Origin of the sequence: Kutzneria kofuensis, from assembly GCF_014203355.1 — a bacterium.
GTDB lineage: Bacteria > Actinomycetota > Actinomycetes > Mycobacteriales > Pseudonocardiaceae > Kutzneria > Kutzneria kofuensis.
On the sequence record NZ_JACHIR010000001.1, the window covers coordinates 5436440 to 5450850 of the forward strand.

The window sequence follows — 14411 nt, forward strand, 5'->3', positions numbered from 1 at the left end:
CTCGAGTCTCCGTTCTGCCCGAAAGCGTCATTCGGTGTGCCGCTGAGCGGGACTCGCGGGGTTTTGGTTGCGGGGGTTGCGGGGGTTCTTGCCGGGGTGGACCGTCTTCGCAGGCGGCCGGACGGCCGCCCGATGCTGCACGCTTACACCGCTGTCGCATACTTGCGTTGATCGCTAGAAAGTTTGCGACTTTCTGATACAGATATTGCAGCTTGTCGTTCCTTCTTCTTATGGTGGCCGTCACACCAAGGCACCCTGCCGCCGAAGTGGAGACGACGATGTCTGAGCGATCCCTGCGTTCCTTATCCCTGCGACTAGGCGCGGCCGGCCTGGGCGTCGCGACGCTGGTCGGACTGGCCCTAGCGGCGCCGCACGCGGCGCCGTCGGCGGCGGCAGCTGCCGGCGGCCGCGGTGCGAGCGTTCCGTTCACCGAGTACGAGGCCGAAACGGCCGCGACCAACGGGACCGTGATCGGTCCCACCCGAGCCGCCGGCACGCTGGCCGGCGAGGCGTCGGGGCGGAAGGCCGTCACCCTGTCCGGCAACGGCCGGTACGTGGAGTTCACCCTCACCGCGGCGGCGAACGCGGTGACACTGCACTACTCGGTGCCGGACGCTGGTGGCGGCGCCGCCTACACGACGCCGATCGCGGTGTACGTCAACGGCGCCAAGAACCGCGACCTGACGCTGACCAACAAGTACAGCTGGTACTACGGCGGCTACCCGTTCACCAACGACCCGGGCGCCGGCAACCAGCACCACATGTACGACGACGTGCGGACCATGTTCGGCAGCACGCTGTCCGCCGGCACCAAGGTGAAGTTCCAGCTCGACGCGGCCTCGGTCGCGGTCACGGTCGACACCGCCGACTTCGAGAACGTCGGCGCGGCGATCGCGCAGCCGGCGAACTCGCTGTCGGTCACCTCCTACGGCGCCGACCCGAGCGGCGCGGCCGACTCCGGCAGCGCGTTCGTCAACGCCATCGCGGCGGCGTCGGCCCAGGGCAAGATCCTCTACGTCCCGCAGGGCACGTACACGGTCAACCAGCACCTGACCGTCAACAACGTGACGATCCAGGGCGCGGGCCAGTGGTACACCGTGCTGCACGGCAACCGGGTCGGCGTGTTCGGCCTCGGCGAGCCCAACAGCTGTGGCCAGGGCGGCAACTCCGGCGTCAGCAGCAACGTCAAGCTCTACGACTTCGCCATCATGGGTGAGGTCACCGAGCGCAACGACTGCGACCAGGTCAACGCCATCGGCGGCGCGCTCGGCGGCGGCTCCGTGGTCTCCGGCCTGTGGCTGCAGCACGTGAAGGTCGGGCTCTGGCTGGACGGCCCGTTCGACGGCCTCACCGTGTCCAACAACCGGATCCTGGACGTCACCGCCGACGGCCTCAACCTGCACAACGGGATCAGCCACGTCACCGTCACCAACAACTTCCTGCGCAACACCGGCGACGACGGGCTGGCGATGTGGTCGGAGGTCAACGCCGACCACGACAACACCTTCTCGTTCAACACCGTCGAGCTGCCGATGCTGGCCAACAACATCGCCATCTACGGCGGCCACGACAACAGCGTCACCGACAACGTGGTGACTGACACCCAGACCCAGGGCGGCGGCATCCACGTCGCCAACCGGTTCAACGCCGTGCACGTCTCGGGCACGACCACGTTGGCCCGCAACACAACCCTGCGTGCCGGCGTGCTCGATCCCAACTGGCAGTTCGGCGTCGGCGCGATCTGGTTCGACGCCCAGCAGGGCGCGCTGGACGGCACGATCAACGTCACCGACTCCAACCTGCTCGACAGCTCGTACGAGGCGATCCAGACGGTCGAGGGCTCGACGGTGTCCAACGTGCACTTCAGCAACGTCACCATCGACGGCACCGGGACCTTCGTGCTGCAGCTGCAGGCCGGCGGCTCGGCGAGCTTCACCGACGTCACCGCCGCGCACGTCGGCGCGTCCAACCCGATCTACAGCTGCCTGGGCGGCGGGTTCACCATCACCCAGGGCGGCGGCAATTCCGGTTGGTACACGGCGACTCCGTACTGCGGCGGCTGGCCGGCGCCGGTCTACACCTACCCCGGTGACGGCAACCCGCCGACGACCACGACCACCACCACTACGACAACCACAACCACCACCACGACGACGACCCCGCCGAGCGGAAACCTCGCGCTGGGCAAGGCGATGTCGGCCAGTAGCTACACCCAGGTGTACGGGCCGGGCAACGCCAACGACAACAACACCAGCAGCTACTGGGAAAGCGCCAACAACGCGTTCCCGCAGTGGCTGCAGGTGGACCTCGGTTCGTCGACGTCGGTGCGGCGCATCGTGCTCACGCTGCCGCCGTCCACGGCGTGGGGTGCCCGCACGGAAACGTTGTCGGTGCAGGGTTCCAACGACGGCGGCTCGTTCAGCACCGTCGTCGGCTCCGCCGGCTACCGGTTCGACCCGGCGACCGGCAACACCGTGACGATCACGGTCCCGGCCACGAGCCAGCGCTTCCTGCGGCTCAACTTCACCGGCAACGACGGCTGGCCTGCCGGCCAGGTGTCGGAGTTCCAGGTCTACGGATCCTGAGCCGACAAGGTCGGATCCCTTGCCGCAGCAAGGGATCCGACCTACGGCTGGGCCAGCGCATCCAGCGCGGCGGCGATCACCGGTTGGCGTTCCGTGCCGGCCCGGACGACGACCTCGATCTTGCGGTGCAACCCGGACGCCGGCACCATCGCCAGCCCGGGCGGGGCGTTGCGGGTGGCCATCGCCGGCATCATCGTCACGCCCAGCCCGGCGACGACCATGTCCAGCGTCACCGGGATGCTCGCGCAGTTGTGCACGACCTGCGGCGTGAAGCCGGCCGTCCGGCAGGCGTGCACGGTCGCCTCCCGGCAACTCCCGGTCGGGAACACCACCCACGGCTGCTCCCGCAGCGCCGCCAGCCCGTCGGCCTCGACCGCCTCGCGCAGCCGCTCCGGCACGCAGATCAGGAACGGGTCGTCGCACAGCGGCAGGCCGACCAGCCCTGGCTGCAACTCCGTGCCCAGGTGCCGGTACCGGTAGGCCAGCACGAGGTCGAGCCGCCGCTGCCGCAGCATCGGGATGGTGTCCTCCGGCTCGCTCTCCAGGAACCGGAACCGCAGCTGCGGGTGCCGCGTGTGCAGCGTCTCGGCCATCGGCATCGCCAGCGCGGGGAAGCCGCTGGTGAAGCAGCCGACCGCCAGCTCGCCGTCGATCGTCCCGGCCAGCTCGTTGACCTCGGCGGACGCCCGTTCGAGCGCCGCCAGCACATCCTCGCAGCGCCGGGCCAGCGCGCGCCCGGCCGAGGTCAGCCGCACGGTCCGGCCCTCGCGCAGCAGCAGCGGCTTGCCGACCTCGGCCTCCAGCGCCCGCAGCTGCTGGGACACCGCGGAGGCGGTCACGTGGTGCACGTCGGCGACCGCGGTCACCGTCTGGTACTCGGCCAGGTCGCGGAGCAGCACGAGCCGTCGCACATCCATCACGTAGCCCAGCTTAAAACGAACTGCAGATGATGTAGCTGGACTCCACTGAGAGGCTGGACGGCATGAGGATCCTTCTGATCGGCGCGTCCGGGCTGCTCGGCCGCGCGGTGCACGACGTGCTCGGCGTCCGCCACGAGGTCATCACCGCCTCCCGGTCCAACGGCGACCTGGCCATCGACATCACCGACCCGGCGTCCATCGCCGCCGTGTACGACGAGGTCGGCCAGGTCGACGCCGTCGCCTGCGCCGCCGGGAGCGTGCCGTTCAAGCCGCTGGCCGAGCTGACCCGCGAGGACTACCTCGCCGGCGTCACCGACAAGGTCCTCGGCCAGATCGAGCTCGTCCGGCAGGGCGCCGAGCACGTCACCGGCTCGTTCACGCTGATCAGCGGCGTGCTCGCGCGGGAGCCGATCCGCACCGGGGCGGTCGCGTCGCTGGTCAACGGCGCGCTGGAGTCGTTCGTGATGGCCGCCGCGGTCGAGCTGCCGCAGCGGATCAACGCCGTCAGCCCGACCGTGTTCACCGAGGCGCTGGACGCCTACGGCGACTTCTTCCCCGGTTTCGAGCCGGTGCCGGTGACCGCCGCCGCCCGCGCGTACGTGAAGTCGATCGAGGGCGCGGCCACCGGGCAGGTCTACAGGTTGGGCTGACGGGACTCGTGCAGGAGCAGCAGCATGTACGCGGCCACGGTCTGCGCGTCGCTGATCTCGCCGCGGGCGATCATCGCCTCGAACTCGGCGCGGTGGATCCACGCCGAGCGCATGTCCTGCTCCTCCAGCTCCCGCTCCGGCGCGCCCTCGGTCAGGCCGGTCGCCAGGAACACCGTGCCGCGCTGGCTGGACATGCCCGGCGCCACGTCCAGCACGCCCAGCTCCACCAGCTCGGCGGCGCGCAGGCCGGTCTCCTCGCGCAGCTCGCGGGCGGCCAGCTCCTTGGCCTCCACGCTGGCCAGGTCGGGCGCGGTGCCCTGGCAGAACTCCCAGCGCCGCATGCCCAGCGGGTAGCGGAACTGTTCGACCAGCCGCAGCCGGTCCCCGTCGAGCGGGATGACCAGGGCGTAGTTCGGCTTGTCGACCACGCCGTAGATGCCGGTCGAGCCGTCCGGGCGGCGGATGTCGTCCTCGCGGACGGTCATCCACGCGTTGCGGTAGACCTCACGTGACTGGAGCGATTCCACGGCCCGATCCTGTCAAACGGGCCAGGGGCGCGGAGAGCGCCATGGCCACCGAGGGTAGGTTGTCGCGGTGCGTCTTGTGATCGCGCGGTGCCAGGTCGACTACGTCGGCAGGCTGACCGCCCACCTGCCGATGGCCAACCGGCTGCTGCTCATCAAGGCCGACAACTCGGTGTCGGTGCACTCCGACGACCGCGCCTACAAGCCGCTGAACTGGATGAGCCCGCCGTGCTGGCTGATCGAGGACCCGGGCGTGTGGACCGTGCAGAACAAGGCCGGCGAGAAGCTGGTGATCTCGATCGAGGAGATCATGCACGACTCCAAGCACGAGCTGGGCATCGAACCGGGCCTGGTCAAGGACGGCGTGGAGGCGCACCTGCAGGTGTTGCTGGCCGAGCACGTCACCACATTGGGTGACGGCTGGTCGTTGGTGCGGCGGGAGTTCCCGACCGCGATCGGGCCGGTCGACCTGATGTGCCGGGACGCCGACGGCGTGTCGGTGGCGGTGGAGATCAAGCGCCGTGGCGAGATCGACGGCGTCGAGCAGCTCACGCGCTACCTGGAGCTGCTCAACCGGGACCCGCTGCTGGCCCCGGTCAAGGGCGTGTTCGCCGCGCAGCAGATCAAGCCGCAGGCCCGGACGCTGGCCGAGGACCGCGGGATCCGCTGTGTGACGCTGGACTACGAGGCGCTCAAGGGCACCGACTCGGACGAGTTCCGCCTGTTCTAGATCGTCAGGGCCGCGACGTCGAAGGCGCCGACCGTCACGCTGCGGTCGGTCGGCCCGGCCGACCCGGGCGTCGGCGCCGCGTCGGTGTACTGGTGCACGGCCAGCCGCGGGTGCGACCAGCCGACGTCGCCCGGCTCCACTCCGTACCGGGCGGCGCAGATGAAGACGTCGTCGTCGGCCCAGTCGTCGGGCCGCAGCATGCCGCCGGCCCACCAGCTCTGCGACGCGTACACGCACAACTTCCGCTGGCCGGTCGCCGTGCGCAGGGCGTCCCGGAACGCCGGTATGAAGGCGTTTGCGCTGTCGGCGGTCCAATCGACACCGTCGGCGGGGTCGTTCTCGATGTCCAGCAACGGAAGCATCGCGCCGTCCCCGAACGCCCCGACCGGGCCGGCCACCGACACGAAATGGTCCACATTCGCCGCCACCCCGACGGTCGGGTCCGCGAAGTGGTACGCCCCGGTGATCAGCCCCGCCGCCGTCGATCCGGCGAACTGCCCGCCGAACAACGGATTCGTGTACCCGCTGCCCTGCGTCGCCTTCGCCCACGTCCACGCGTTCCCGCCGGCGCGCACCTCCGGCCAACTGGTGATCGTGTTGTAGCTGCTGACATCGATGCCGTAGTCGGCCATGGGGCACCTCACCGTGGTACGCCGATCGATCCCCCCTTACGGATGACATACCCGTCGGCCAACCGGCGGCAAACCCATGCGCGGCGGGCATAACCGAACGGCCCAGCGCTTTCCCGCATTGGTACGGAATTCTGCCTTTTCGCTGCTCTTTCGGGGGAAGGCAATGCTCCGCCGGTGTCGCCGGTCTCCACTCGGGCGACTGCTGGCCGTGCCCGGGAGAGTCCGTTCGTGCGGTCGGCGTCCGATCATGCAGCGCCCGGATTGACCCCGGATGACCGTCCTGGTTCTCTTCGGTCACCGTAGGGAAAAGAGGGTCGGCCGTGGCAGCTCCCAGGCTCGTGTCCACCTCGACACGTCGTCCGCCCGGATTTCTGGAGTGGTTGCAGGACTGGGTGATCGGCGCCGGGCTGGTCGGCGTCGTCGACGGGGTGCTCGGCGTGCTCGGCCTCGGCGGCCTGCTCAGCGCGCTGCTGGGCGACCCGGCGCTGCGCGCCGCCTCGGTCGTGGCGGCGCTGTTCGGGCTGCTGGGCCTGTTCGTGCTGCTGGCCGTGCACCGCGGCGAGTCCCGGCGCCGGTCCGCGCAGGACCGCCGGCTGCGGCTGAAGTACCAGGACGTGCTGGAGGAGCGGTTCGGCTACGCGGCGAACGTGCGGAGCTGGTGGCACGACGTGACCGTGCGCCGCAACGGCGACACGTTCGAGAAGATCACCATGACGCTGGTGGCCGACAGCGATCTGCTGCACTACGTCAGCATCTGGTCCGGCGCCGGCAGCGACTGGCCGGAACGGCTGCGGCGCAAGGTGCACGTCGACGTGCGCACGCCGGAGAACGGGTTCGAGGGCGGCACCCGGCCGGAGGTGACGATCGACTGGGAGAGCCGGGGCCGGCTGGTGGCCACCGTGCACTTCGCCGAGCCGGTGGCCCGGGGCGACGCGGTGAGCCTGATCGTGACGATCATGTGGCCGGGCAAGGCCGGCCAGCTGATGCGCGGGCAGCCCGACACCTTCGTCCGGACCTTCACCGGCGATGCGGTGCCGGAGCTGGTCTATCGGGTGCGGCTGCCGTACCCGGCGCGCTGCGACGTCATCGGGCTCCGGCACGACCTGAACGACTACACGCTGGCGAAGGAGATCGACGACGAGGGCCGGTCGGTGTTCACTCTGGACGCTCGCGGCGTGCCGGTCGGGCGGCCCGTCGGCATGTGCGTGGACCTGGCCTGACCTGCACCCAGCCCGCAGGCGGCTGGGTGACCGGGCGGCCTACTTGCTCTTGCTGCCGTTGCCGCCCTCGTCGCCACGGGCGCGGTGCTGAGTCATCGAAACCTCTTGTTCGTGCTGATGTTCCGGTGCTTGTGGCGGCGGAAACGCGTACTTGATCACTGTGGACGGCACAGTATCACGGCTGTCCCCAACAGATTCGCTGGCTACGAGGGGGCCATGTGCGAGGCCACCGCCTCGTGAACAATTGCGCCGTGACCGCGATGTCGTGGTTGTGCAACAATTGTGCGACGGCGCAACCGCAACGCATTCACTAGGTGGTCCACCGGTTTTGGTTGCGCGACAGGCGATTTCCGTCCGAATCGGGACAGATTCCTGGCCGTCGCCCCGAATGGCTGGCATAGCTGGACGTGTTCACGTTCCGTCGGCAGTTCGGAGCCCCGAGGTGATTCAAGCGCTGTCCCGGCTCGCCGCCCTTGCGGCGTCGGCCTTGCTGGCTGGCATGGTGCCGGGGGCGGTGCCGCCCGCGTCCGTGCAGGCGACCGCCCCGGTCGAGAACAAGACGTGCAAGCCGGTCAGCAAGTCCGAGGGGGAGCAGTACTCGGCGGGGCAGCTGGCCAAGCTGGCCAAGGACACCGGTTTCACCGGCGACGGCCTGGTGAACGCCGTGGCGGTGGCGCTGGCCGAGAGCAGCGGGTTCACCAAGGCGTTGCTGGTCAACGAGAACTGCACCCGGGACCGCGGGCTGTGGCAGATCAACGACTACTGGCATCCCGAGGTCAGCGAGCAGCAGGCCTTCGATCCGGCGCAGAACGCCAAGGCCGCCTTCGACATCTCCGACCAGGGCACCCGCTGGGACCAGTGGTCCACGTGGGAGAGCGGCGCCTACAAGGACTACCTGCCGGACGCCGAGCAGGCGGTGCGCAACCCCGCCTGACCGGCGCGCGTGGGGTTCCCGCCCCGAACGAACCCCTTGTCGGGCGGGAGCCCCGCGCGCAGCGGACGTATCCAGATGCTCAGCCCCGCCGAAAGCGCTCCGCCAGGGTCGGATCGCTCTCCCACCACGGGCGGTTCGGGTCATCGCCGGCGGCCTCCCGCTCGTCCAGCACCCGGTCGATCTCCTTGGCCTGCTTGGCATCCTCCTTGGTCATCCGGTTCACCAGCGCGCCGAGGAACGGCAGGCCGGCCAGGTCGCCGACGATCCACAGCACGCCGGCGCCGAAGGTCTGGTCGAGCCGCAGATCGGGGCCCCAGGCGCGACCCAGGGCCTGGTAGTAGTCCTGGGCCACGAGGTGGCCGGAGAACCACAGGGTCAGGCCGAGGGCGGCGTCGCCGACCACCTCGACCAGCGTGATCCAGACGGACACCAGGTGATGGAACCGCCGCGGCACGGGATCGAGCTGCAAACGGCTCCAAAAGTAAACAAGACCGATCAGAAGCAGGGCCAGCCGCGTGAGCTCGTCGACCGCCCGAAACCGCAGCACGGCGGGGTACCAGGCGGTGAAGTAGAGCAGCCACGGCGTGGCGATGAGCAGCACGGATGCCGTGGCGGGGAAGGCGATGACCTTCCCGAACGGACTGTGCAGCACGGAACGCAAGCGCCCCACCAGAGCGGCCGGTCCGGTGTCGCGGAGCAGCGTGAACGGGGCGCCGAGGGCGAGGCCGAGCGGGGCGACCATCAGCAGCAGGATGACCTGCGCGGCCCGCATCGAGAACAGGGTGTCGGCGTAGACACCGATGCTGGACAGCGTGGCGATGGCGTACGCCCCGAGCCCGCCGCCGTAGAAGGCGACCACGCGGGCCCGCGGCCAGTCGCCCCGTCGGCGCACGGACAACCCGTACCAACCGCCGACAACGATCATGACGACCAGGGACACGGGATCGGCCGTCCACGAGGTGACGGCCGTGACCAGCGTGAGGGGCTCCGGCACGGCCTCCAGTCTGGCACTGCCGAAAACGCGTCCATTGCGGACCCGAATGCCTGTTCTGCGCGGATCGGCCGCGGCCGGCGGGTGATTGGCGCGCATGATCTCCCACCGCCCCGCCGACCACCCGGAGTGATCTTGGTCAGGTCGACCAGCGAGCCGTGATCGTCTTGTGACCCCACGTCACCGAGCGGGTACACCCATGGTCAATTAGTGTGACCTTCCAACAAACACAACAGCTGGGTTTCGACCTGTTCACCGCTCGATCCCTGTGCGGTAACGTTCGCTTCCGCCACATAGTGGTGAATGCTGTTCGGTGCTGTTCGATGTGTGGAGGTGGGGCCGGTGAACGTCCTGGCGGACGCGAACCTCCGGCTGGACGCCGGGCCCGTGGACTACGTCCTACTCGGCTTCTACTTCGTGCTGGTACTGGGCATCGGCGCGCTGGCCCGCCGCTCGGTGTCCTCCAGCCTGGACTTCTTCCTGTCCGGCCGGTCGATGCCGGCCTGGGTGACGGGCCTCGCCTTCATCTCGGCGAACCTGGGCGCGGTCGAGATCTTCGGCATGACCGCCAACGGCGCGCAGTACGGCGTGCCGACCGTGCACTACTACTGGATCGGCGCCATCCCGGCCATGGTCTTCCTCGGCCTGGTGATGATGCCCTTCTACTACGGCTCCAAGGTCCGCTCGGTGCCGGAGTTCCTGCTCCGCCGGTTCGGCCGGTTCGCGCACCTGGTCAACAGCCTCAGCTTCGCGCTGGCGCAGGTGCTGATCGCGGGCGTCAACCTGTTCGCGCTGGCCACCGTGATCAACCTGCTGCTGGGCTGGCCGACCTGGGTGGCGATCATCGTCTCCGCCGCGATCGTGCTGGCCTACACCACGCTGGGCGGCCTGTCCGCGGCCATCTACAACGAGGTCATGCAGTTCTTCGTGATCGTCGCGATGCTGCTGCCGCTGACCATCGTCGGCCTGTACAAGGTGGGCGGCTGGAACGGCCTGGTGGCCAAGCTCACCGCGGCCAACTCCGACTCCTACGCCGAGCTGCACTCCTGGCCCGGCTCCAACCTGACCGGCATCGCCAACCCGGTGCTCTCGGTCATCGGCCTGGTGTTCGGCCTCGGCTTCGTGCTGTCCTTCGGCTACTGGACGACCAACTTCGCCGAGGTGCAGCGCGCGCTGTCGGCCAAGAGCATGTCGGCGGCCCGGCGCACGCCGCTGATCGGCGCGTACCCGAAGACGCTGATCGTGCTGCTGATCTTCATCCCGGGCATGATCGCCGCGGTGATCTCGCCGGAGCTGGCCGCGTTCAAGGCCAGCGGCGGCAAGCTGGACAACGGCGTCACCTACAACAACACCATCGAGCTGCTGATCCGCGACCTGCTGCCCAACGGCATGCTGGGCGTGGCGATCACCGGTCTGGTCGCGGCGTTCATGGCCGGCATGGCGGCCAGCGTCAGCTCCTTCAACACGGTGTTCACCTACGACCTGTGGCAGACCTACGTCGTCAAGAACAAGCCCGACGAGTACTACCTGCGGGTCGGCCGGCTGATCACCATCGTCGGCTGCGTCATCGCGATCGGCACCGCGTTCATCGCCGGCACCTTCAACAACATCATGGACTACCTCCAGACGTTGTTCGGCTTCTTCAACGCGCCGCTGTTCGCGACGTTCCTGCTGGGCATGTTCTGGAAGCGGATGACCCCGATGGCCGGCGGCGTCGGCCTGATCGTCGGCACGCTGTCCGCGGTCACGATCGACGTGCTCAACCGGTCGGGCGTGCTGACCCTGTCCGGCCAGGGCGCGAGCTTCGTGGCGGCCAGCGCGGCGTTCATCATGGACGTCCTGATCAGCGTGCTCGTCACGCTGGTGACCGCGCCCAAGCCCGAGTCGGAGCTGGTCGGGCTGGTGTGGTCGCTGACGCCACGGGACAGCCTCAAGCACTCCGACACCGGTGAGAACGCCGGTTGGTACCGCAAGCCGGTGGTGCTCGGCGTCGGCGTGCTGGTGCTGGCGGCCGTGCTGAACATCATCTTCTGGTGAGGGAGGACGGACTTCGATGAGCGAGCCTGTGAAGAAGCGCGCGGGGCTGTTCGACCTCCGCTACGTGCTGGCGCTGTTGTTCGTGGTCTACGGCGTGGTGCTGACCGTGATGGGCATCGCGTTCACCAGCCAGGCCGGCCTGGACAAGGCGGCCGGCGTCAACATCAACCTGTGGGGCGGGATCGTGATGCTCGTGGTGGGCATCCTGTTCGCCCTGTGGGCCCGGTTGCGGCCCATCGTGGTCCCGGTCGGGACCGAGCCCGCCGACGACGCCACTGGCGCCGGCGAGAGCTGATCCACCTACCGGCGGCCGGTGCTGAGCATTCAGCGCCGGCCGCTCCGGTGCGGGTACACCGGGTTGAACGCCTCAACGGTCCACGCGTCGAACCGACGAGCCGCCTTGCGGGCCTGCCTGCGCAGAACCTTGATCACTTACTGCTCCCTTCAGAGCCTTTCCGAACCTTGCACCCGTAATGACGTGTTGATCTTCTGAATCGTTCCCGAAACTCTCGGTGAGACCGATCACGGGATTCACGTCACATCGATCCGCGCAGGTCGCTACCGTGCACCCGTGCTCCGCCTCGCCTGTGCCGTGCTCGCGGCCGCCGCCGTGCTCACGGCCTGCTCCTCCGGCGTCGACACGACCCGCTCCGTGTCCGCGCGCACCACCGTCGCCACCGCGGCCACCGGCGGCGATTCCGGACCGGTGGACCCGGCGTTCGCCGAGGCCAAGCTGCGTGCCGTCGACCCGTGCGGGCTGCTCGACACCAAACTGCTCGGCAACGTCGGCACCCCCGGCGGCAAGCCGAGCGGCGACCCGTTCCGCGGGTGCCAGGCGACCGTCACCGTCAACGGGCAGCAGTTGAGCGTCACCGTCACGCTCGGCGACGCCGTGCCGGAATGGGACCGCGACGCGATCCCGCTGGACGGCATGCGGGTGCTGGAGGCCAGGCAGAACACCAGTTGCACGGACAAGGCCGTCACGCAGAGTTCCCCGACCCGGGCGATCGTGGTCCGCACCGAGGCCAAGGGCGGCGGCGAGCCGTGCGCGACCGGCCGGCAGGTGCTGAGCGGCGTGATCGCCCGCATCCGCACCGCCCCGCCGCAGATCCAGGCCGGCAGCAGCGTCGTGGCCGGCACCGATCCGTGCACCCTGATCGACAAGGCGACGGTGACGTCGATCGTCGGTCCGCAGCCGCGCCTGGACTCCGAGTCCCTCTACGACTGCGCGTGGCGGCAGAACGGGATCACGCTGGAGGTCTACGCCAAGATCGGCCTCGACCCGGCGGTGCCCGGCTTCGACACCCCGCCGACACCCGTCGATCTCGGCGGCGTCAGCGCGTACCGGTCCGACACCTCCACCGCCTACCCGTCGTGCACCGTGCAATGGGCCGATCGGCCGCTTTCCCAGCAGCGCGGCGAGATCGTCACCGTGTACGTCGCCAACGGCCAGAAGATCGCCGGTTTCGACACCTGCGGCCAGGCCGTCGCCGCGGGCAAGATCGTCGCGGCGAAGCTGCCCAAATCCTGATTCACCCGCACGGCGGTGCGACACGGCCGGGAGAATGGGTGCTGACGAGTACGGGTCGGTTTGCGTACTCTTCAGTAACAAGCGTGGGTGAACAGCCGGGAGGGTCGATGACTCAGACAGCGCCGGAGAGCAGTGCGGTGACCACCTCGGGTGACGGGCGGTTCGCCTCGCTGGATCCGCGCACCGGAGAGGTCGTCGCCCACCACCCGATCCACACGCCCAAGCAGGTCGCCGACGCCGTCGCGCAGGCCCGCCGGGCGAGCAACTGGTGGCAGGAACTGGGCTTCGCCGGCCGCAAGGAGCGGCTCGACGCGTGGCGGCGGCTGCTGGTCAAGCGGCTGGACGAGGCGGCCGGCCTGATCAGCGCGGAGACCGGCAAGCCCGCCGCGGACGCCAAGCTGGAGATGGTGATCGTCATCGATCACCTGCACTGGGCCGCCCGCAACGCCGAACGCGTGCTGCGCAAGCGCCGCGTGCCGGCCGGGCTGCTGATGTCCAACCAGTCCGCGACCCTGGAGTACCTGCCGGTCGGCGTCGTCGGCGTGATCGGGCCGTGGAACTATCCGGCTTTCACGCCGATGGGCTCCATCGCCTACGCCCTCGCGGCCGGCAACACCGTCGTGTTCAAGCCGTCCGAGCTGACGCCCGGCGTCGGCACCTGGCTGGCCGACACGCTGGCCGAGATCGTGCCGGAGCACCCGGTGCTGAGCGTGGTCACCGGCTTCGGCGAGACCGGCGCGGCGCTGTGCCGGTCCGGTGTGGACAAGCTCGCCTTCACGGGGTCGACCGCCACCGGCAAGCGCGTGATGGCCGCGTGCGCCGAGTCGCTGACGCCGGTGCTGGTCGAGTGCGGCGGCAAGGACGCGCTGATCGTCGACTACGACGCCGACGTGCAGCTGGCCGCCGACGCCGCGGTGTGGGGCGCGATGTCCAACGCCGGCCAGACGTGCATCGGCGTGGAGCGCGTGTACGTGCACGAGGACGTCGCCGACGAGTTCACCGCCGCCGTGAAGAAGCTGGCCGCCAAGCTGCGGCCCGGCGGCGACCCCGGCGCCGACCTCGGCCCGATCACCATGCCGGCGCAGGTCGACATCATCCGCGGTCACGTGCAGGACGCCATCGACAAGGGCGCGAAGGCGCTGGTCGGCGGGGTCGAGTCGGTCCGGCCTCCGTTCGTGGAGCCGGTCGTGCTGGCGGACGTGCCCGAGGACTCGCTGGCCATCACCGAGGAGACCTTCGGCCCGACCATCACCGTCAACCGGGTGCGCGACGTCGACGAGGCCATCCGTCTCGCCAACGCCGGCCGGTACGGGCTCGGCGGCACCATCTTCTCCAAGTCCCGCGGCGAGCAGCTGGCCCGCCGGCTGCGCGCCGGGATGGTGTCGGTCAACGGTGTGGTGGCGTTCGCGGCGATCCCGTCGCTGCCGTTCGGCGGCGTCGGCGAATCCGGCTTCGGCCGCATCCACGGCGAGGACGGGCTGCGCGAGTTCGCCCGTCCGCAGGCCGTGGCCCGCCGCAAGTTCAAGCCGCTGCTCAACCCCATGTCGTTCAGCCGCGGCGCCGGCACCGTCCGCCAGCTCCTGGCCATCGTCAAGCTCCGCTACGGCCGCAAGTGAGCGCGAGGGGGCACTCCCGCCGGGAATGCCCCCGTTCTCGG

Annotated in this window: 13 protein-coding genes; 9 read left to right on the plus strand and 4 right to left on the minus strand. The window is 69.5% G+C overall.

All coding sequences use genetic code 11. The features are described 5' to 3' along the window. The first annotated feature begins 278 nt into the window (after positions 1-278). A complete protein-coding gene (locus BJ998_RS25195; protein ID WP_184865426.1) occupies positions 279-2585 on the plus strand; it encodes a discoidin domain-containing protein in 2307 nt (768 codons plus the stop codon). Between the two features lie 41 nt (positions 2586-2626). Here the strand turns inward: BJ998_RS25195 and BJ998_RS25200 are convergent, their stop codons facing one another. Then, positions 2627-3502, minus strand: a complete 876-nt coding sequence (locus BJ998_RS25200) for a LysR family transcriptional regulator (RefSeq protein ID WP_246489522.1) — start codon at positions 3500-3502, stop codon at positions 2627-2629. A 65-nt stretch (positions 3503-3567) separates the two neighbouring features. Here BJ998_RS25200 and BJ998_RS25205 point away from each other — a divergent pair, with 65 nt between their 5' ends. Continuing rightward, entirely contained in the window at positions 3568-4155 is a 588-nt protein-coding gene (locus BJ998_RS25205; protein WP_184865430.1) for a short chain dehydrogenase, read from the plus strand. Here BJ998_RS25205 and BJ998_RS25210 read toward each other — a convergent pair. Next, on the minus strand, positions 4140-4682 hold the full coding sequence (locus BJ998_RS25210; protein ID WP_312890320.1) for an NUDIX domain-containing protein: 543 nt from the start codon (positions 4680-4682) through the stop codon (positions 4140-4142). The genes BJ998_RS25205 and BJ998_RS25210 overlap by 16 nt on opposite strands. Positions 4683-4749: 67 nt before the next feature. Here BJ998_RS25210 and nucS point away from each other — a divergent pair, with 67 nt between their 5' ends. After that, complete coding sequence (nucS, locus tag BJ998_RS25215) at positions 4750-5409, plus strand: endonuclease NucS (RefSeq protein ID WP_184865432.1); 660 nt, start codon at positions 4750-4752, stop codon at positions 5407-5409. On the opposite strand, the gene BJ998_RS25220 is transcribed toward nucS, so the two are convergent. Continuing rightward, positions 5406-6041: a glycoside hydrolase family 25 protein gene (locus BJ998_RS25220; RefSeq protein ID WP_184865434.1), complete on the minus strand. Its 636-nt coding sequence runs from the start codon at positions 6039-6041 to the stop codon at positions 5406-5408. The two genes, nucS and BJ998_RS25220, sit on opposite strands and share 4 nt — an antisense overlap. 320 nt (positions 6042-6361) lie before the next feature. Between BJ998_RS25220 and BJ998_RS25225 the strand changes: the two genes are divergently transcribed. Both BJ998_RS25225 and BJ998_RS25230 read left to right on the plus strand, forming a co-directional pair. After that, entirely contained in the window at positions 6362-7261 is a 900-nt protein-coding gene (locus BJ998_RS25225) for a hypothetical protein (RefSeq protein ID WP_184865436.1), read from the plus strand. 442 nt (positions 7262-7703) lie between these two features. Further along, positions 7704-8195, plus strand: a complete 492-nt coding sequence (locus BJ998_RS25230; RefSeq protein WP_184865438.1) for a transglycosylase SLT domain-containing protein — start codon at positions 7704-7706, stop codon at positions 8193-8195. 79 nt (positions 8196-8274) lie between these two features. Here the strand turns inward: BJ998_RS25230 and BJ998_RS25235 are convergent, their stop codons facing one another. Continuing rightward, positions 8275-9189, minus strand: a complete 915-nt coding sequence (locus BJ998_RS25235) for a cytochrome c oxidase assembly protein (protein ID WP_312890321.1) — start codon at positions 9187-9189, stop codon at positions 8275-8277. A gap of 339 nt (positions 9190-9528) precedes the next feature. Here BJ998_RS25235 and BJ998_RS25240 point away from each other — a divergent pair, with 339 nt between their 5' ends. The 4 genes from BJ998_RS25240 to BJ998_RS25255 all read left to right on the plus strand — a co-directional run bounded on the left by BJ998_RS25240 (position 9529) and on the right by BJ998_RS25255 (position 14370). Beyond that, a complete protein-coding gene (locus tag BJ998_RS25240; protein WP_184865442.1) occupies positions 9529-11223 on the plus strand; it encodes a sodium:solute symporter family protein in 1695 nt (564 codons plus the stop codon). 16 nt (positions 11224-11239) lie between these two features. Next, positions 11240-11518 carry a hypothetical protein gene (locus BJ998_RS25245; RefSeq protein ID WP_184865444.1) on the plus strand — a complete coding sequence of 93 codons (279 nt, stop codon included), beginning with the start codon at positions 11240-11242 and terminating at the stop codon, positions 11516-11518. A 276-nt stretch (positions 11519-11794) separates the two neighbouring features. Then, complete coding sequence (locus BJ998_RS25250) at positions 11795-12754, plus strand: hypothetical protein (RefSeq protein ID WP_184865446.1); 960 nt, start codon at positions 11795-11797, stop codon at positions 12752-12754. 107 nt (positions 12755-12861) lie between these two features. Beyond that, positions 12862-14370 (plus strand): aldehyde dehydrogenase family protein, encoded by a 1509-nt coding sequence (locus tag BJ998_RS25255; RefSeq protein WP_184865448.1) that lies wholly within the window; start codon positions 12862-12864, stop codon positions 14368-14370. The last annotated feature ends 41 nt before the right edge of the window (positions 14371-14411 follow it).